The sequence below is a fragment of the Krasilnikoviella flava genome (assembly GCF_900167525.1).
Lineage (GTDB): Bacteria > Actinomycetota > Actinomycetes > Actinomycetales > Cellulomonadaceae > Isoptericola > Isoptericola flavus.
Genome location: NZ_FUZQ01000002.1, coordinates 567,857 through 585,574, shown reverse-complemented (window position 1 = coordinate 585,574; position 17,718 = coordinate 567,857). Strand labels below are relative to the sequence as shown.

Annotated in this window: 16 protein-coding genes; 9 read left to right on the top strand and 7 right to left on the bottom strand. The window is 71.1% G+C overall.

The window, feature by feature from the left end:
* Positions 1-69: 69 nt before the first annotated feature.
* Positions 70-3,369, bottom strand: coding sequence for a type I restriction endonuclease subunit R (locus B5Y66_RS07330; protein WP_079572918.1), 3,300 nt, complete (start codon positions 3,367-3,369; stop codon positions 70-72).
* A 268-nt stretch (positions 3,370-3,637) separates the two neighbouring features.
* Between B5Y66_RS07330 and B5Y66_RS07325 the strand changes: the two genes are divergently transcribed.
* The 3 genes from B5Y66_RS07325 (at position 3,638) to B5Y66_RS07315 (ending at position 6,274) form a co-directional block, all read left to right on the top strand.
* Complete coding sequence (locus B5Y66_RS07325; RefSeq protein WP_079572916.1) at positions 3,638-3,904, top strand: helix-turn-helix transcriptional regulator; 267 nt, start codon at positions 3,638-3,640, stop codon at positions 3,902-3,904.
* Positions 3,901-5,136 (top strand): HipA domain-containing protein, encoded by a 1,236-nt coding sequence (locus B5Y66_RS07320; protein ID WP_176168805.1) that lies wholly within the window; start codon positions 3,901-3,903, stop codon positions 5,134-5,136. Before B5Y66_RS07325 ends, B5Y66_RS07320 begins: the two co-directional genes overlap by 4 nt.
* A 154-nt stretch (positions 5,137-5,290) precedes the next feature.
* Positions 5,291-6,274: an Abi family protein gene (locus B5Y66_RS07315; RefSeq protein WP_079572912.1), complete on the top strand. Its 984-nt coding sequence runs from the start codon at positions 5,291-5,293 to the stop codon at positions 6,272-6,274.
* Here B5Y66_RS07315 and B5Y66_RS07310 read toward each other — a convergent pair.
* The 4 genes from B5Y66_RS07310 to B5Y66_RS07295 form a co-directional block, all read right to left on the bottom strand.
* Positions 6,267-7,205 (bottom strand): 5'-nucleotidase, encoded by a 939-nt coding sequence (locus tag B5Y66_RS07310; protein WP_079572910.1) that lies wholly within the window; start codon positions 7,203-7,205, stop codon positions 6,267-6,269. The genes B5Y66_RS07315 and B5Y66_RS07310 overlap by 8 nt on opposite strands.
* Positions 7,195-8,184 (bottom strand): restriction endonuclease subunit S, encoded by a 990-nt coding sequence (locus B5Y66_RS07305; protein WP_079572908.1) that lies wholly within the window; start codon positions 8,182-8,184, stop codon positions 7,195-7,197. The genes B5Y66_RS07310 and B5Y66_RS07305 overlap by 11 nt, the downstream gene beginning before the upstream one ends.
* 163 nt (positions 8,185-8,347) lie before the next feature.
* A complete protein-coding gene (locus B5Y66_RS07300; RefSeq protein WP_079572906.1) occupies positions 8,348-10,009 on the bottom strand; it encodes a class I SAM-dependent DNA methyltransferase in 1,662 nt (553 codons plus the stop codon).
* 14 nt (positions 10,010-10,023) lie between these two features.
* A complete protein-coding gene (locus B5Y66_RS07295; RefSeq protein WP_079572904.1) occupies positions 10,024-12,129 on the bottom strand; it encodes a hypothetical protein in 2,106 nt (701 codons plus the stop codon).
* A 176-nt stretch (positions 12,130-12,305) separates the two neighbouring features.
* Between B5Y66_RS07295 and B5Y66_RS07290 the strand changes: the two genes are divergently transcribed.
* The 5 genes from B5Y66_RS07290 (at position 12,306) to B5Y66_RS07270 (ending at position 15,444) form a co-directional block, all read left to right on the top strand.
* Positions 12,306-12,839: a hypothetical protein gene (locus B5Y66_RS07290; RefSeq protein WP_079572902.1), complete on the top strand. Its 534-nt coding sequence runs from the start codon at positions 12,306-12,308 to the stop codon at positions 12,837-12,839.
* The gene (locus tag B5Y66_RS07285) at positions 12,836-13,447 is read left to right on the top strand and encodes a coiled-coil domain-containing protein (protein WP_139820776.1); all 612 of its coding nucleotides are present in this window, start codon (positions 12,836-12,838) and stop codon (positions 13,445-13,447) included. Before B5Y66_RS07290 ends, B5Y66_RS07285 begins: the two co-directional genes overlap by 4 nt.
* Before the next feature lie 53 nt (positions 13,448-13,500).
* Positions 13,501-14,376, top strand: coding sequence for a DUF4190 domain-containing protein (locus B5Y66_RS07280; RefSeq protein WP_079572898.1), 876 nt, complete (start codon positions 13,501-13,503; stop codon positions 14,374-14,376).
* A 93-nt stretch (positions 14,377-14,469) separates the two neighbouring features.
* Positions 14,470-14,751 carry a DUF3892 domain-containing protein gene (locus tag B5Y66_RS07275; RefSeq protein ID WP_079572896.1) on the top strand — a complete coding sequence of 94 codons (282 nt, stop codon included), beginning with the start codon at positions 14,470-14,472 and terminating at the stop codon, positions 14,749-14,751.
* A 39-nt stretch (positions 14,752-14,790) separates the two neighbouring features.
* Positions 14,791-15,444, top strand: coding sequence for a hypothetical protein (locus B5Y66_RS07270; protein ID WP_139820775.1), 654 nt, complete (start codon positions 14,791-14,793; stop codon positions 15,442-15,444).
* 55 nt (positions 15,445-15,499) lie between these two features.
* Here the strand turns inward: B5Y66_RS07270 and B5Y66_RS07265 are convergent, their stop codons facing one another.
* Positions 15,500-15,961 (bottom strand): dihydrofolate reductase family protein, encoded by a 462-nt coding sequence (locus tag B5Y66_RS07265; RefSeq protein WP_079572892.1) that lies wholly within the window; start codon positions 15,959-15,961, stop codon positions 15,500-15,502.
* A 188-nt stretch (positions 15,962-16,149) separates the two neighbouring features.
* Between B5Y66_RS07265 and B5Y66_RS07260 the strand changes: the two genes are divergently transcribed.
* Positions 16,150-16,629, top strand: coding sequence for an HNH endonuclease (locus B5Y66_RS07260; RefSeq protein WP_079572890.1), 480 nt, complete (start codon positions 16,150-16,152; stop codon positions 16,627-16,629).
* 34 nt (positions 16,630-16,663) lie between these two features.
* Here B5Y66_RS07260 and B5Y66_RS07255 read toward each other — a convergent pair whose 3' ends face one another.
* Positions 16,664-17,659 carry a hypothetical protein gene (locus tag B5Y66_RS07255; RefSeq protein WP_176168804.1) on the bottom strand — a complete coding sequence of 332 codons (996 nt, stop codon included), beginning with the start codon at positions 17,657-17,659 and terminating at the stop codon, positions 16,664-16,666.
* Positions 17,660-17,718: the final 59 nt, after the last annotated feature.

Below are 17,718 nucleotides of genomic sequence, written 5' to 3'. Positions count from 1 at the left end.
GGCCTGCACCGCTCCGGCTCCCCATCGGGAGGTTGAACCGGCGACGCGCCCCCTCGGGAGACTCCGGGCTCATGCCGCGTACCTCGGGGCCATGGCCTCCATCTGTGCCATGACGAGACGGATGGCCTCGGGCTGCTGGTCCGGCGGGTACTTGTGCTTGATGAGCAGGCGCTTGATCGACGAGCGCAACTTCGCCTTCACGTCGTCGCGCACGGTCCAGTCGGTCTTGACGTCGCGACGGAGCACCACGATCAGCTCGCGCGCGATCTCCGCGAGCTTGTCGTCACCCTGCAGCAGTGCGGCGGACTCGTTCTGCGCGACCGCGTCGTAGACGGCGAGCTCGTCGCGCCCGAGCGGCGGGTCGAACCTCGCCCCCCGCTCGGACTCGGCCACGACCTCGCGTGCCATCTCGACGAGCGCCGCGATCACCTCCGCCGAGGTGAGGTTCGCGTTCGTGTACTTGAGCATGAGCTGTGACAGCCGCTCCGAGAACGCCTGCCGCCGCACCAGGTTCCCGGCCGTGGCGGCGCGGGCCTCGGCGACGACGAGGGCGCGCAGCGCCTCGATCGTGATCTGCGGGTGGGGTGCCTCCTTGGCCTTCGCCAGGAAGTCGCCGTCGAGCTGGTCGAGCCGGGGGCTCTCCAGGCCGGCCGCGTCGTAGACGTCGACGACGTCGCGCGCGTCGACCGACGTCGCCGTCAACTGGTTGAGCAGGCGCTGCACGTCCTCGGGGATGGGCTGGCCACTGGCCTGCCGCTCCTCGGCGTCGAGCTTGCCCATCCAGACCCGCACCTCCTCGTAGAAGCGCGCCTCGTCCGCGAGGTCGGCGAGCGAGTCGTGCCGACCCGACGCCGACCAGGCACGCGAGAGCGCCTGTGCTCGACGGCGGAAGGTGTCACCGACAGGCTCCGCGTCGGAATCGGCAGGCACACGGTTCTGCGGCGTGCGCGGGCTGCGGAGCCAGCTCACGACATCGAGCACGACGCCGATGTAGGCACGGCCGCCGGACCCCGCCTCACGGAGTCGCGTGCGCCAGCCGGTGGGCTCGACTAGCTCTCGCAGCGCCAGGACGAGCTCGCGCGTGGCGGCGGCGACCTCCGCGAGCGGTGTCCCGACGGGCTTCTCCGCCTGGTCCCGCACCGTGTACTGCGCGAGCGCCGCCGCGAGGTTCTCCGCGACGGGAGCGTAGGCGACCAGCAGACCGGCGTCCTTGCCGCGGAACGTCCGGTTCACGCGCGCCAGGGTCTGCATGAGCAGTGCGCCGCGGAGCGGTCGGTCGAGATACAGGGTGTGGAGCGGCGGGGCGTCGAACCCGGTCAGGAGCATGTCCTTGACGATGACGATCTCGAGCTCGTCGTCGGGGTCCTTGAGCCGGTTCTTGATCAGGGTGTTCTCGCCGTCGCGTCGCACGTGGTCGGCGATCGGCGGCTGGTCCCCGGCGTCGCCGGAGTACACGACCTTGACCCTGCCGCGGGTGACGTCGTCCGAGTGCCACTCGGGCCGCAGCGCCACGATCTGCTCGTAGAGCCGGGCGCAGATCTCCCGGGTGCCGGCGACGACGAGCGCCTTGCCGGGGGCTCCGCCGGCCGCGACTCGCGCTCCGGTCGCCGGGCGCACGAGCTCGGCGACCGCGTCCCTGCGCTGCTCCCAGTGCGATACCAGGTCGTCCGCCAGGGTCTTCAGGCGGGCGGGGGCGCCGTAGACGGCGTTGACGACGGCCACCGACTTCTCGATGCGGGCGCGCTCGGCGTCGTCGAGGCCGACGGTCGCCTCGTCCGCGGCGGTGTCGATCGTGCCCGGGTCGACGTCGTCGGGGAACGCGACCTTGACGAGTCGCGACTCGAAGTAGACCGGGACCGTCGCGCCGTCGGCGACCGCGCGGGTGAGGTCGTAGACGTCGATGACGTCGCCGAACACGGCCTCCGTGTCCCGCTCGCCGGTGACCGGCGTCCCGGTGAACGCGATCAGGGTCGCGTTCGGCAGCGCGTTCTTGAGGTGCCACGCGTAGCCGTCGAGGTCGTCGTAGTGGCTGCGGTGCGCCTCGTCGACGACGAGGACGACGTTGCGCCGCTCGGAGAGCACGGGGTGCTTGCGGCCCGCGCGCTTCTCCTCGGCGGTGAGCCCGAACTTCTGCAGCGTCGTGAAGTAGATACCGCCGGTGGCACGGTTCGCGAGCTCGCTGCGCAGCTCGCTGCGGCGCGTGACCTGGCGCGGCTGCTCGGCGAGCAGCTGGGAGCGGGCGAACGTCTGGAAGAGCTGGTCGTCCAGGTCCGTGCGGTCGGTGATGACGACGATCGTCGGGTTCTCCAGCGCGGGATGCCGCCCGATCGCCGCGGCGTAGAGCTCCATCTCCATCGACTTCCCGGAGCCCTGCGTATGCCACACGACGCCGGCCCTGCCGTCCCCGCGGACCGCCTCGGCGGTCGCGGCGACCGCCTTGGTGACGGCGAAGTACTGGTGCGGCTTGGCGACCCGCTTGTGCAGCCCGTCCTCGTCCGCGTCGAAGGCGACGAAGCCCCGCAGCAGCTGACCGAAGCGTTCCGGGTTGAACAGGCCGTCGAGGGTGACCTCCAGGGGCGTGCGCGCCGCCACCTCGCCGAGCAGCCCGTCGTCGTGCACCAGGTGCAACGGCCGGTCGCCCTCCGGGCGTCCGTCAGGGCCGACCACCCGACCGTCGTCGTCCACGTTCCACGGCGCGTAGTGGTTGAGCGGGGTGAACGGGGTGCCGTACTTGGCGACGACGCCGTCGCTGATGACGGTGAGCACGCAGAAGCGGAACGCCATCGGCAGCTCGCGGACGTAGGTGGTGAGCTGCGCGTGCGCGGCGGCGACGTCGGCATGCGGCGAGCCTGCGTTCTTCAGCTCGACGATCACCACGGGCATCCCGTTGAGGTAGAGGACGACGTCGAAGCGTCGCTCGACATCTCCGTCGACCACGGTGACCTGGTTGACGGCGAGCCACTCGTTCTCGTGCTCGTGCGCCGAGACGAGGCGCACCGTCGCGGTCTGCTCACGCCCGTCCTCGACGTACGCGATTCGGTAGCCCTGGACGAGGACGTCATGGATCCGCTTGTTCTCGGTGATCGCGTCCTGCGACGTCGGCCTGAGGATCTCCGCGAGCGCCTGCTCCAGGTACTCGCGCGGCACGTCGGGGTTGAGGCGGCGCGCGGCAGCACGCATCCGGGACGGGATCGCGAGCTCGGACCACGCCTCGCGCTGCGGCTGCTCGCCGAGCGCCGTGTAGCTGGCATGCCCGAGGTCCGAGAGCGCGCCGGGAACGATCTGCTGCCCGCGCAGGGGCTGCCAGCCGAGCGGCTCGGCCAGGTGGTCGAGCGCGAGCTGCTCCCAGTCGGCCTCGTGCGGTCGCATTGGTCCTCCGTGCTGGTCGGGTGGTCGTGGCTGTCGTCCTCGGCACCCATCGTGGCCGAACCAGCGGACCTAAGCAGCAGTTTCGGCCGGTAATCACCCTTATCAAGTCGTCGGTTCTCCAGGCTGTGTGGTCGCAGCTGCATTGCTCCACCTGCGCGACGGCCACATCAGTCGGTCGGCGCCTGTGTCAGATGTGATTCATACAGGGCCAAGCAGCGAATGCGTCAAAAATGATGCATGGCGGGGCATGACCTGATATGAATCAGATATGAGCGCCCCGACGTGGTTCCGCGCCCGCACCGGCCCTGCCCTGGGGACCGCGATCAAGCGCGCGCGGGAACGTGCGCTCCTGAGTCAGGACGAGCTGGCCGAGGCCGCCGGGACGTCACGCCCGACGGTCTCCCGCCTCGAACGTGGCGCCTCCGTCGCGAGCGGCACCGTCATCGAGCTGGCGAGCGCATGCGGCTACGAGATCGTCCTGGTGCCCCGCGGTTCCCGGATCACCGTCGAGCCCCGCGACGAGGGGAAGGGATGACCGTGGTCGCCGCACTCACGATGTTCCTCCGGGGTGAGGAGCTCGGCGAGGTCCGCCGCCTGCGCAACGGACGCCTCCGGCTCCGGTTCGCGACGAGCGCCCTCGGGCGCTGGGGCGAGGGCAGCCGGCCGCTGTCGCTGTCCCTCCCGCTCACCGAGCGTCGCGTCGAGGGCCCCGAGCTCGAACGGTTCCTGGACAACCTGCTCCCGGAGGGCGCCGCCCGTGCCGCCCTGGAGCGCGAGCATCACGTGCGCCCGGGCGACACGTTCGGCCTCCTGTCGCACGTCGGCGCCGAGTGCGCCGGAGCCGTCCAGCTCCTCCCCGAGGGCGCGGAACCCACCGACGGGCACCTCCGGCCGCTCGACGACGCCGAGGTCGCGCGGATCGTGGCCGACCTGCCGACCCTCGAGCCGCCGGACGGACTCGCGGTCACCGCGTCGCTGGGCGGGATCCAGGCCAAGGTCCTGCTGCACCGCACGTCGACGGGGTGGGCCTGGCCCGCTGACGGCGCGATGTCGACCCACCTGATCAAGCCCGAGCCCTGGGGTGCGACCGGCGTTCCGCACCTGGTGCAGCTCGAGCACTGGACGCTCGGGCTCGCACGCGCGGCGGGTATTCCCGCAGCGCGGTCGGAGCTCGTCACCCTGGGCGGGCGCGAGGCCATCGTTGTGGAGAGATTCGACCGGGCCGACGGGAGTCGGCTCCACCAGGAGGACCTCGCCCAGGCCCTCGGGCTCGCCGCCGTGGACAAGTACGAAGGCTCGGGAACGGGGCCGGGCCGGCTGGCGACCGTCGCCCGCCAGGCAGCTGCCGAGGCGGTCGACCCGAGCGAACTCCTCCGCGACCTGCTGCGCCAGGTGACCTTCAACGTCGTCATCGGCAACGGTGACGCGCACGCGAAGAACTACTCGTTCACGATCGACCAGGAGGCGTCGTACGGCGTCGCGCCCCTGTATGACACGGCTCCGGTGTTCCTCGTGTCCGCCGACTACCGGCACTCCGGCATGGCGATCGCCGGCAAGAACAGGCTGGACCTCATCACCGGTGGCGACCTGGTGCTCGAGGCCGAGTCGTGGGGCATGCGGGCCGATGACGCCCGGGCCGTCGTCGTCGCCACGGCCGAAGCCGTCACCGACGCCGTCGGCTCGGCGTCCGAGCTCGACGTCCACGCCGACGTCCCAGCTGCGCTCCGCGAGCGGGCCGGACGGATCGCCAGGTCGTCGCGTCGGTGACCTGGGCCGTCAGCCCTCGATGTCGCCTTGCCCTCGAACAGTACAAGCACCTTGACACTCCGTCGGCGGGCCCAGGTACAGTAACTCTCATCACGGCCAGCCCCTCTGCCCGACCTCGGTCGGGCACGGGCTGGTCTTCATTTGTAGGAGGGCGATGGTCACCTACAGCAAGCCTTACCGGTCCTTCGACGAGCAGGCGCGCCTCCTCCTCGAACGCGGCATCGAAGCCGACATGGCTACCTGCCTCTGGGCGGTGGAACGGATCGGCTACTACCGACTGAGCGGCTACTGGTACCCGTACCGGATCATCGACGACGATGCGTCCGAATCATCAGGTCACGCCGTCCGCAGGAGCGAGGTGCGCGCAGGGACCACGCTCGACCAGGTCCTCCGCCTCTACGATTTCGACCGCCGGCTCAAGCTTCTGCTCATGGACGCACTGGAACGCGTCGAGGTCGCCGTCCGGGTCGAGCTCGCGTACGTACTCGGCAAGCACTCGGCGTATGCGTACCGCGAGGCTGCGCACCTCGACGGACGATTCACCCGGCCCAAGCCCTCCCGGCCCGATGAACCGTCGGGCCACGCCCGGTGGCTCGCAAAGTACGAGGAACACCTCGGCCGCTCTTCCGAGGACTTCGTCAAGCACTTCCAGGACAAGTACGACGGCGACATCCCCATCTGGGTCGCTGTCGAGGTGCTCGACTTCGGCTCGATGTCGATCCTCTTCCACGGGGCTCGACGGGCTGATCGCGACACCGTCGCTGCGCGCCTCGGCCTGCTCGACGCCGAGGGGCGCGGCGACGGTCGCATCCTCGGGAACTGGTTGCAATCGCTGAACATCGCGCGCAACACCTGTGCACATCACGCACGACTGTGGAACCGCAATTTCGTCGAACAGATCAGCACGAAGCGCCTCGGACACATCGACAGGCTCCGTTATCTCGCGAAGTTTGACGCCCGCAGCCTGGGCCGTGTCTATCCGATCCTCGCGGTCACGTCCCACCTGATGCGGGCAATCGATCCGACGTCGACGTGGAACCGTCGTCTCCGCGAACACCTCGACACTTTTCCGGCCGACGACGTCGTGACCCTCGGTGACCTAGGCGCGCCGATTGCCTGGACGACGCTGCTCAGCTGACGTCGGACGCCTGGTTCGTCACCCCGTACGGGACGTGCACGCTCGGCGCGAAGGCCGCCGTCGAGAGCAGATGCGCCTCCTGGTCATCGAAGAAGATGTGCGGACGCATGACCTCGAGGATCCGCCCCTTGTCGATGCCGCCGAGGAAGAACGCGTCGTTGACGGTCACGCCCCACTGCTGGAGCGTCCGCACCGCCCGCTCGTGGGCCGGTGCATTCCGGGCCGTGACGATCGAGACCCGGAGCCTAGGCTGGTAGGTCGGGTCCGCGTCGCGCACCTGTGACTCGACCGCCTGGATGCGGTTGACGTCCCGGAGGAATCCGCTGAGCGGTCCAGGATTCAGCGGGATCGCCTGATGCTGCTGCTCGTACTCCCGGAACTTCTCGATGCCCCCGCCCTGGTAGATGCGCTCCGAGTCGTCCGCCGCGAGGACGCCGTCGAAGTCGAAGGCGATCCTCAGCTCGTGTCCGTCGTCCTCGGTCGCCGCCGACGAGCTGAGCACCTGTCCCGCTGGGAGGTCCAAGTCGACCGCCGCACGGACGTCGGCCGGGTCTCCGGACAGGAACAGCGACATGTCCAGCGCCGGGATGTAGTCGTACGGGGCCTTCCCCTGGGTGAATACCGACCGCGTGATCGCCAGCCCGTGCGTGGCGATCGACCGCATCACGCGCAGCCCCGTCGACGGGTCGTTCTTCGACAGCACGATGACCTCGACGAGCGCGTCATCCGGCCTCAGGTCATTCAGTGCAAGGAGCCGTTGGAGGAACGGAAACGCCACCCCCGGCTTCAGAGTGTCATCGATGTGCGCCTCCTGATGGAGCCGGTACGCCTCCTCTCCCTGCGCTCGGAAGACGGCGTCCGACTCCGCCAGGTCGAACAGCGCGCTCGACGCGACACCAACGACGAGCCGATCCGCGAGCTCATAGGGCATCCACGACCTCCCGAGCCTTACGGACACGCAGACTGCCCGACATGAGCTGCGGGAGCAGGGCGTCGCGCAGCAATGCGAGCCGGCCCGCTTCGGCCGCTGCGTTCACCCGAGTGTCGAGCACGCCCTGAGCCTCGGCATCGAACCGGCGAGCGGCCGCCTCGCCCGGGATCACAACCCGTGTCTCGGTAAGATCGCTCTTGTTCAGATGGATCACCGTGGTCCCGGACTTGTGCCCCTCAATGAACGCGATCGGCCCACGGATAGCTTCGAGAGTGAACGCTCGCGAGTGCGCCGACGACACGACACAGACCCGCTGGTTCAACAGTCCCTCGCTCCCGAGCCACGGTGTCGGCGTAAAGTCCGCGTCCATCCCGACGACGACGTCGCCGGGCCTGACGATCGTCTCGTCGGCGCGAGTTTCGCTGGTCCACACCTGTGGCGAAAAGGTCTTGAGATCGCGAATCCGGATGAGCGGCCGGCCCGCTCCACGATCGGAAAAGAACTCACCTTTAAAGGCGGAGCCGAACGCAACGGTGAAGAAGTCAAAGAACCAGCCGGTCCGACAATCGCCCGCTTCGAGGGCTCGCTGGTAGAGCTCGCCGACGAGTTCGTCAGCAGTCGCGGCGAGGCGGGCATTGGCCGCGATCTTGTCGTCGAGGGCGCCCAGGACCTCGGCGATCGCGCGCTGTTCCCGTAAGTCGGGGAGACGTACCGGCCACGAACCCATCGTCTTCAGCGAGATCCGCTCAACGGTCGCACCGTGAATCGTGTTCTGCTCGATGGTCCGCTGAAACTGGGGGCCGAGGTACATATAGAGGAGATACCGAGGGTCGGCCACCTCGCGGTCCGGGCGAAGCAGTGCCATCCGGCGACCAAGGCACGCTTGCACGCCGCCCGGCATGAGTGCGGCATCGCCAAGGCGAGTCTCATATGAGAAGAGAAGATCTCCTTCCACCGGCGTCACGCGCCTGGTCCACATCGCAAAATCTTCAGGGGACACATGGTCTGACTCGCTGAGGTTTAGGCGACCATTCTGAAGACTCGAGATGTTGAGGAAGTATGGTCCGACGCTTCGACGGGTAGGTGTCGCGTGCGGCCCGTCGAATATCTCGCCGAGGTGCCCGAAACTTGTCTCACTCCACTCACGCACGGACCCGCTCCAACTGCTCGCGCACGACCTTCTCCAGCCGCGCGGACTCGTCGAACTGCTCGAATAGTTCCTTGGTGAGCCGCGCGATCTTCTCCTCCACCGGCTCGCCGTCGTCCTCCGCCTCGGCGGCGCCTACGTACCGACCGGGCGTCAGCGCATAGCCAGCGTTCTTGATCTCTGCGAGCGTCGCGGAGTAGCAGAAGCCGGGGATGTCGGCGTAGGTGGTCTCGGTTTCGACAGGCTCAACCAGCGACAGGGTTTCGACAAGCTCAACCTGCGACGGGGTGCGCTTCCACGCGTGGTACGTGCTCGCGATCTTGGCGATGTCCTCGTCGGACAGCGCGCGCTCGGCACGGTCGACCATGTGGCCCATGTTCCGCGCGTCGATGAACAGCACCTCGCCGGCGCGCGCGCCCTTGTCCTTCGCGACGAACCACACGCACACGGGGATCCCCGTGGACCGGAAGAGCTGCGTCGGCAGCGCCACCATGCAGCTCACCAGGTCGGCCTCGACGAGCTGGGCGCGAATCTCGCCCTCTCCCCCGGAGTTCGAGCTCATCGACCCGTTCGCCATGACCACGCCCGCGGACCCGGTGGGCGCCAGCTTGGACAGGATGTGCTGGATCCACGCGTAGTTGGCGTTCCCCGCGGGCGGCACGCCGTACTTCCAGCGCGCGTCGTCGGTGCTGCGCGCCCAGTCCTTGATGTTGAACGGCGGGTTCGACATCACGTAGTCCATCGGCACGTCCGGGTGCAGGTCGCGCGCGAAGGTGTCGCCCCAGCGCGGGCCGAGCTGCCCGGACAGGCCGTGGATCGCCAGGTTCATGCGCGCCAGCTGCCAGGTGCGCTGGTTGAGCTCCTGCCCGTACACGCTGATGGCCTGCGGGTCGGCGCCGTGGCTCTCGAGGAACTTTTCCGCCTGCACGAACATGCCGCCGGACCCGCATGCCGGGTCGTACACGCGCCCGCGGTACGGCTCGAGCACCTCGACGAGCACGCGCACCACGGAGGGCGGCGTGAAGAACTCGCCGCCGCGCTTGCCCTCGGCGCGGGCGAACTTCTCCAGGAAGTACTCGTACACCTCACCCAGCACGTCGCGTGCCTTGGACACCTTGGTGCCGTCCGCCATCACGCCCGTGAACCTGGCCGAGGAGAACAGGTCCACCAGCTCGCCCAGGCGCCGCTGGTCCACGCTGATCGAGTTGAAGATCGTCGGCAGCGTGCCCGCCAGCGGCGGGTTCGCCCCCATGAGGTGCGCCATCGCGTCGTCCACGAGCTGGCCGACCGACGCCTCCGGTTCGTCGACCGTCGCGACGCGGCCCTTGGCGTTGCGCGCCAGGTAGCCCCACCGCGCCCGCTCCGGCACCCAGAACGCGCCGGCACGTCGGTACTCGTCGATGTCCTCCAGCAGCGGCGCGGCGTCGTTCTCGCTGAGCCCGTCAGCCACGCACTCCGCGAGGATCGCCTCCCGGCGCTCCTCGAACGCGTCCGACACGTACTTCAGGAACACCAGCCCCAGGATCACGTCCTTGTACTGGCTCGCGTCCATCGAGCCGCGCAGCTTGTCCGCGGCCTTCCAGAGCGTGTCCTTCAGATCCTTCATGGTGGTCGCCGTGGCGACCGACGGCATGGCCGCCTTGGTCCTCGGGGGCACTCGGTTGTCCTTCCTCATTCGATGGCCTCATCTTGTCCTGCGGCACTGACGCCGTCGTCGACCTCGCCAGGGACGATCTTGACGACGCCGACCGCGACGCCGTCGACCAACGCCCCGGCGAGCTCCTCCAAACGGTCGAGCTCGCGGCGGGCGGCAGCGGCACGGTCAGCGACGGCACGAAGCGCACGTTCGACGTCGTCCGCCTGGTCCGCCGGCAGCATCCGCACCCGCCACGACCGCCACCGCTTGGCACCCGAGGGCTGGGCGGCGATCTCGCGGGCCACGACATCGGACAGTAGGCGGGGGGTGTCCCCGGGACCATCGGGGTCGACGACGCGCAGAACCCACGCCGGGTACACGACGGCGGAGAAGCCGTCACGGTCCACCTCGGCCGCGGGACGGGGCGTGGTCGTGACGACGACGTCGCCCGGCTCGGTGAGCCGCGCACCAGGGTGCTCGGCGGCCAGGCGCATCCGGTCGACGGCCCGCGTGCCCCACGGGACGGCACCGAGCAGCTCGTCCGGGCCCAGCACGCGGGTCAGTGCCGGATCCCTCTCCGGCGCCGGCACGACCATCGACTCCGCGAGGCGGACTCCGGGCAGTCTGCGCACCCTCCCGTCGTCGGCAAGGGTGCCCAGCAGGGCCTCATGCAGCGGCTGCGCCGCGCCCCGTCGCACGGTGACGTCGAGGGGGCGCCGGCCCTCGCCGTCGAGCAGCTCCGCGAGCTCGCGGACGCGCACCGCCGCCGCACCGCGGTCGTCGCGCGGCACCTGCGCCAGGCCTCGTCCCGACTCGATCAGCGAGCCGCCGCGCGCGAGCACCTCCGGGAGCCTGACGAAGCGGGCGAACCGGAACGCGTGCGCGCGCACGGAATCCGCGCTGTCGAGGGAGGCGACGACGTCGGTGAGCAGGTCGTCGAGCATTGCCCTGTCGAAGGTCGGGCCGTTGACGGTGGCGTCCGAGAGGTCCGCGACCATCGTCCACCGGTCCCCGATCGCGACGTCGGGGTGCGCATCGCCGAGCACCCACAGCGCGAGGCGCTGCCGCGACCGGCCGACGACGAGCCCCGGCGGCAGCAGCACCGCCGTGCGCAGGCGGTGCGTGCGCAGCAGCGCCGAGCGCGCAGACTCCACCGCCGGGCTCGACGCCGCCTCCACGAGCGCGCTCGCCGGGCCGATCACCACCGCCCGCTGCCCCGGACCCAGCGACAGCACGACCTCGTCGACCCGGGCCAGCGCCTCCTCGTCCGACACGTCGCCGACGCCGACCTCCGGCACCTGGCGGACGACGACCGCCTCGGTCGGCAGGTCGCCGTCCTCCAGCGTCCGGACGTCCCAACCGTGCGCGACCAGGCGGCGTCGCGCGAGCCTGCGCCCCTCCCCCAGCGGCACCAGCGCTGTCGGGACGTCGACGGCGTCGGGCGTGGCGAGGACGGCATGCAGCAGGTCGCCGCACCCGGGCGCCGGGCTCGCCACGACGTCCGCCGGCGCCACCACCTCCACCACCCGCGCGACCAGGTCGAGCGCTGCCGGCGCGAGCGCCGACCGAGTGAGGTCCGCACGGCCGGCGCGGTAGCGGTCCGCGAGCACGGCCTCCGCGGCGCGGCCTGGCGAGTATGCGGCAGACGCCATGAGGTCCGCGAGCTCGCACACGGCCGGGAGGTCTGCCCCGAGCGCCGCCACCTCCCGGTAGAGGAACTCGTCGTCGGGGTCGAGCTCGTCGGCCAGGTCGAGCACGTCGCCGGGGGCGAGGTCCGCGAGCACCGCCGATGCGTACGCGCGCAGGCACAGCAGCGCGAGGAGACCGTCGGTGGGGCGGCCGCCCCCCGGACGGGCGTCGAGCACGCCGCGTACCGCGACGTCGGCGGCGAAGTCGATGTTCTTCCCCAGGCCGGTGCGCTCCACCCATGCGACGACCTCCGACGCACGGAAACGCGGCGAGCCTGCGCTGTCCACGACGGGGGCAGGGAACGGATTCGGGCCGGCGGCGTGGCGCGTACGCCACATGGACACCACCGGTCGCTGCACGCCGGCCGTGAGCGCGATGTCCGGCAGGGACAACGTCAGGTCGTGCAGCCCGGCCTCGGCCGTCCGTGCCGGTCGCAGCGGTGTCGAGTCCATCGCGCCTCCTCTCGTCGCGCCAAGGGTAGGCGCACGACCCGCGCCGGCAAGGTCACGGCGGCGCGATAAGAGGCTTTATCACCCGCGTTCCTGACAGCGCCTGTCCCCCGAGTCGATGCTCCTGCCAGACGGGTCGGAACAACCCACCCGACGCACATCGACGCGAGGAGCCGACGATGAACGAGGACGCACCGGTCGACGGCCGGGTGGCCACCGCCCCGCCTCCGCCGCAGGGCCCGCCGCACGACGACCCGACGAGGGACGACAGGCGATACCGCCCCGGGACGGTCGTCGCCGCGACTCTCGGCGGGATGGTGGTGGGAGCGTCCGTCGTGGCGCTCGCACTGTCACTCGGTGATCCGGCACCCGCCGGCGACGCGACCGACACCGGGCCCGGTGCGGCAGCCTTCGAGGCCGCCTTCGACGGCTGCGGGCCCAGCGACGGAATGGAGCTCGTCGACGACGGCACCACCCTGGCGCTCGACGTCCAGGGCGACGACGACCTCACCGGCGCGAGCTACACGACCGTCGACTGTGTCCTCAGCGCGCTCAAGACCCCGGCCCGGGTCACGGAGCTCATGTACTCCACGCGGGCGCTCGACGGCAGGCAGACCGACTCCTGGGACGGCATCACCGCGTCGTGGGGCTACCACCCCGACACGGGGCTCGACCTGCTCCTGACGGTCGATCCGACGGGAGACCAGACGTGAGCGGCGCCGACGCTCGACCCCGGACGTCGTCCCGATGGGTGCGTGACCACCGCACGCCGATCGTGCTGGGCACGGCAGCGGCGCTCCTGGGCGCGTTCGCAACGGGGGCGACCGTGGTCGCCGCCGACCGCGATCGCGACGCCCGGACCGCGCAGACGCAGGTCACCGACACCGCCGCCGAGCTGGACGCGACGCGCACGGAGCTCGACGGCGCCGTCGCACGCGCCGAGACGGCGGAGAGCCGGATCGACGACGCCGAGACGGAGGCGGCGACCCGGCAGGCCGAGCTCGACGAGCGCGAGTCCGGGCTGGACGAGCGCGAGCAGGACGTCGCCGGGCGCGAGAAGGCCGTCAGCAAGACCGAGAAGACGATCGAGAACAACCGCATCGACGAGGGGGTCTGGACCGTCGGCACGGACGTCGAGGCCGGCACCTACCGGACCACCGAGCCTGTCTCCGGCGACTGCTACTGGGCGATCTACCGGTCCGGCACCAACCAGGACGACATCGTCCAGAACGACATCGTCACCGGAGGCCGACCCACGGTCGCGCTGCGCGACGGCCAGGACTTCGAGACGAACCGCTGCGGCACGTGGGACAAGCAGTGACCCCGTACCAGCCGCAACCTCAGCACTCACCCGACACCACCGAAGGAGTTCCCATGTCCACCACCCCGAACGGCCCGACCTTCGAGCCGCACCCCGCCCCCCCGGTTCCCGTCACGCCTCCCCCGACGCGCGGCAACGGGCTCGCCGTGGCCGGCTTCGTCGTCGCGCTGGTCGCGCTGCTGCTGTCCCTGATCCCCATCGTCAACAACGGGGCGTTCGTGCTCGCCCTTGCAGGGCTGGTGCTGGCGATCGTCGGGCTGGTGAAGGCCCGTCGAGGTGCGCCCCGACAGGGCATGGCGGTCGCGGGCATCGTGCTGGCCGTCGTCGCCGGCGCCGCCGTCCTGGCGTCGCAGGCCTTCTACAGCTCGGTGCTCGACGACGTCTCCGACTCGCTCGACGACACCCCCGCCCTTACCGGTGAGGATGCTCCGGCCGAGCCGGATGCGGACGTCGCGGACCAGGCGACCACGGACGAGGACGTCGCGGCCGACCCCGAGCCGGCCGCGGCCGAGGAGGGCACCCGCGACAATCCGTTCACGTTCGCCGAGACCGTCGGCAACGACGACTGGACCGTCGACCTCGGCAAGCCCCACGAGGCCTGGGCGGACATCCACGCCGAGAACCAGTTCAACGAGGCGCCCGCCGACGGCATGGAGTACTGGATCGTCCCGGTCGAGGCGACCTACACGGGCGACGAGACCGGCACACCGTGGGTCGACCTCACGGTCGAGTTCGTCGGCGACGACAGCGTCACCTACTCCGACTCGTGCGGCGTCATCCCTGACGACCTCACCGACGTCGACGAGCTGTACGAGGGCGGCTCCGCCAAGGGGAACGTGTGCGTCGCCGTCCCCGCCGGGGCCCCCGGCACCTGGACGCTGACGGCGGGCTGGTTCGCCGACCCCGTCTTCTTCCGCGCGAAGGGTTGAGGCCCCCACGGCGGGCGTGACAGGTCCGGACCCGACGCGCCCGCCGCTCCCCACCACACCGACAAGCACGAGTCCGTCCACGAGGAGCCGACCATGCCGTTCATCCACTCCGTCCGCGTCGCCGAGCCCGGCACGCACAACGAGCACATCGAGGCCGTCGCCGTGTCCGACCTGACCACCGGCCCGCTCCGGGTCTCGAGCCGCGAGGCCGTGCACACCGACATCGTGCGCGGCACCCGCTACCGGGCCCTGCACCCGGTCACCCACGTGCAGACCGACGTCGTGGCCAGGGTGAGCTCCCGCGGCACGCGGTACATCGCCACGGTTGCCAACGGCACGGAGACCGACAACCTGCTGCGGCTGCCCCGGTTCTGACCGATGACGGGCAACTCGGACGACAAGGAGACGGAACCCATGGACGTCGCGTCGCTGATCACCGACCTGGCCGGCCGGAGGCCGGTCCTTATCAAGGCGTACGCCCTGCTGTGCTCGGTCCTCGGCTGCGCCGCCCTGCGGGGCGCGCACTCGTCAGGACTTCGGCCACTGGCCCAGATCGGGTCGTGGGCCGATGCCGTCGGGTGGTCGAGCGGCGGCACGTGGTTTGCCGGGACGGCCACCAGCGCCTTCGCCCACGGAGCGGGACCGTGGTCCGTGGGCGCCGCTGCGCTCCTGCTCTGCGTCGCCCTGACGATCGGCTTCGCGAGCACCGCCCGAGAGGCGTTCGAGACACCGGCGTCGCTGACGCTTTGGCTGTCGCTCGCGACGCTGGCCCAGGCCGGCCAGTCCTTGACACCGTGGTTCGCCGCGTGGCTAGCCCTCACCCTCGCGATCTGCGTGGGGCGTTACTGGTTCGACAGGAACGTGCTGCGTGATGGCGGCATCTTCGCCTTCCCGTTTTTCGCTCCGCCGCTCGGCCTCGCCACGGCGCCCCTGGGCCTCCTCGCGGCGCTCCTCACCGAGACGGGCGCCCCGTCGGAACCGTCCCGCGCGCGCTCGATCACACGGGCGGTGCTCCTCGCGAAAGAGGAGGCCGAGCGGGACGCACGCCGTCGCCGTCGCGGCGCATGACCGGCCGTCGGACGCTCCGTCGGCCTGCCACGCACGGACGGGGGCGACCGACCCTTCAGTCGACGCGCACGGACTGCGCGCCGTCGACGACGTCGGCGGCGCCGTGCCGCAGGGGCCGAGGCTCGAGCTCCAGGAACACGAGCCCGGTGTCGCCGAGCCACGACCGCGTGACCGCGAACCCGGACGGCGCTGCGCCGTCGTCGAACAGCCGCGCCCCGGAACCGACGACCACGGGCGCGACGACGAGGCGCCAGACGTCCACGAGCCCCAGGTCGTGCAGGGTGCTCGCGAGTCGCGCGCTGCCGTGCACCTGCAGCTCGCCGTCGGGACCGTCCTTGAGCGCCTGCACCTCGGCGGCCAGGTCGGCCTCGTCGGCGGGGCGGACGACGGTGGTGCCGGCGGTGAACGGGACGAACCAGCCGCCCTCGGCGAAGCCGCCGCGGGTGTCCTCCTCGGGCCCGTCCGGTCCCTGCACCACCCCGTCGAGCGAGGTGACGATGGTGACGCTGAGCCTCATGTGGCCCTCCGTCGGGTGTCGTGGACGCAGGGTGGACGGCGCGCGCGGACCGGACTCATCGGCCTCCGACGGGCGTCCCGACCGGGCTTTGCCCTGGACTTCCGCGCCTCGGCGGCATACTTTCACCTCGGCAGCATGCTGTGACCGGATTCACACGGTGTGCGCGCCGGTCGAGGAGGGAGCGGGCCGTGGCCGACGTCCTGGTGCTCAACGCGGGCTACGAGCCCTTGCACCGCGTGTCGGTCAAGCACGCCATCACGATGCTGGTCCGCGAGGTCGCGGTGGTCGAGGAGGCGGTGGAGGGCCATCGGTTCGGCCCCTACCCGATGCCGCGGGTGCTCCGCCTGGTGCGGTACGTCGCGATGCGCTGGCGCTACCGCAGCGCCGGCCGGCCCGCTGTCACCAAGGACGGCGTCAAGCGCCGCGACGGCGCCTGCGCGTACTGCGGCGGCCCCGCGGAGACGGTCGACCACGTGATCCCCCGCTCGCGCGGCGGCGACTCGTCGTGGCTGAACCTCGTCGCCGCGTGCGAGCGGTGCAACGGACTCAAGGCCGACCGCACGCCGCTCGAGGCGGGCATGCCGCTGCTGCTCGCCCCGTTCGTGCCCCCGGCCGAGCACGGTCTCGTGCGCCGACGACGGCGCGCCACGGCGACGGCCGCGGCCTGACCCGAGGTCGGCCGCGGCCCCACCACGACGGGTGTCAGGCGGCGGGCTCGTCGTCCGGCAGGTCGGGCACCACCGACAGGGCTCCCGTCACGGCCACGACCCCTGCGCTGCCGCCCGTGTCGGCGGAGGTCAGCGCCCGCGACGCGATGACGCTGCTCGCGAAGTTGGCGTGGCACTCGGTGCAGTACCACTCGGGCGTCGGCACCGGCACCTCGAAGCCGCCGTAGACGACGTCCGGCTCGGCGTTCATCACGTCGTCCTGGAACGTCATGCCCCACACGATCCGCTTGGTCTTGCCGCGCGCGCCGCAGCCGGGGCACTGGGGGCGCATCCGCGCGCGCTGCGACGACACCGTGTGCGCGTGCAGCAGGTCGTGGCACTGCTCGCACAGGAGGTGCACGTCGCGCACCAGCTGCTCCAGGGTGCGGCCGCCGGCGGTGGTGGTGCCGAGGCGGACGGCGCCGTCGTCGTGGGCGTGCATGCGGTGCACGTCGACGAACCGCTCGCAGGTGGCGCAGCGCTCCTCGCGGCGCATCGACCAGCCGGTCACGGCGCGATGGCCGAGGATGCGCAGGGCGTGCACGTCGGGCGCGGTGGCGCGGGCGCCGCAGTCGCCCGGGTCGAGGGTGTGCACGGGGCCGCCCCGGAACTGCTCGGCGACGCCGTCCAGCACGAGCCGCGCGTGCTCCGGCGGCAGCCAGCCCGACGAGCCGGTGTAGGTGTCGGCGCCCTCGAACAGGTCTGCCCACACGATCGGCCGGTCCGGGCCGAAGAGGTCGTCGCTCACCCAGCTCTCGCCGTCGCTCGCGCCCATGAGCTCGACGGCGGCGACCACGCCGGCGTCGCCGAGCACCGTCACGACCACGTCCCCGCGCTGCGGCCCGTCCGGCCCCGCGGGCAGCCGGTGCTCCGGCGTGCGGGTCGCGATCGCGACGGACTCCGTCAGCCAGTCGGCCGACCAGTTCAGGTACACGGACGGCACGAGCCACGCGGGGAGCGCCGACAGGGAGGGGAGGGTCTCTCGGGTCACCGGGAGAACATATCGGGCGTCGACCCTCCGACACCACGGGCGCGGTCGTTCCGGTGACG

Bases quoted from the DNA above. Each gene is read 5' to 3' on its own strand.
- B5Y66_RS07330 (WP_079572918.1), bottom strand. From the start codon at position 3,369: ATGCGACCGCACGAGGCCGACTGGGAGCAGCTCGCGCTCGACCACCTG.
- B5Y66_RS07325 (WP_079572916.1), top strand. From the start codon at position 3,638: ATGAGCGCCCCGACGTGGTTCCGCGCCCGCACCGGCCCTGCCCTGGGG.
- B5Y66_RS07320 (WP_176168805.1), top strand. From the start codon at position 3,901: ATGACCGTGGTCGCCGCACTCACGATGTTCCTCCGGGGTGAGGAGCTC.
- B5Y66_RS07315 (WP_079572912.1), top strand. From the start codon at position 5,291: ATGGTCACCTACAGCAAGCCTTACCGGTCCTTCGACGAGCAGGCGCGC.
- B5Y66_RS07310 (WP_079572910.1), bottom strand. From the start codon at position 7,205: ATGCCCTATGAGCTCGCGGATCGGCTCGTCGTTGGTGTCGCGTCGAGC.
- B5Y66_RS07305 (WP_079572908.1), bottom strand. From the start codon at position 8,184: ATGTGGACCAGGCGCGTGACGCCGGTGGAAGGAGATCTTCTCTTCTCA.
- B5Y66_RS07295 (WP_079572904.1), bottom strand. From the start codon at position 12,129: ATGGACTCGACACCGCTGCGACCGGCACGGACGGCCGAGGCCGGGCTG.
- B5Y66_RS07290 (WP_079572902.1), top strand. From the start codon at position 12,306: ATGAACGAGGACGCACCGGTCGACGGCCGGGTGGCCACCGCCCCGCCT.
- B5Y66_RS07280 (WP_079572898.1), top strand. From the start codon at position 13,501: ATGTCCACCACCCCGAACGGCCCGACCTTCGAGCCGCACCCCGCCCCC.
- B5Y66_RS07275 (WP_079572896.1), top strand. From the start codon at position 14,470: ATGCCGTTCATCCACTCCGTCCGCGTCGCCGAGCCCGGCACGCACAAC.
- B5Y66_RS07270 (WP_139820775.1), top strand. From the start codon at position 14,791: ATGGACGTCGCGTCGCTGATCACCGACCTGGCCGGCCGGAGGCCGGTC.
- B5Y66_RS07265 (WP_079572892.1), bottom strand. From the start codon at position 15,961: ATGAGGCTCAGCGTCACCATCGTCACCTCGCTCGACGGGGTGGTGCAG.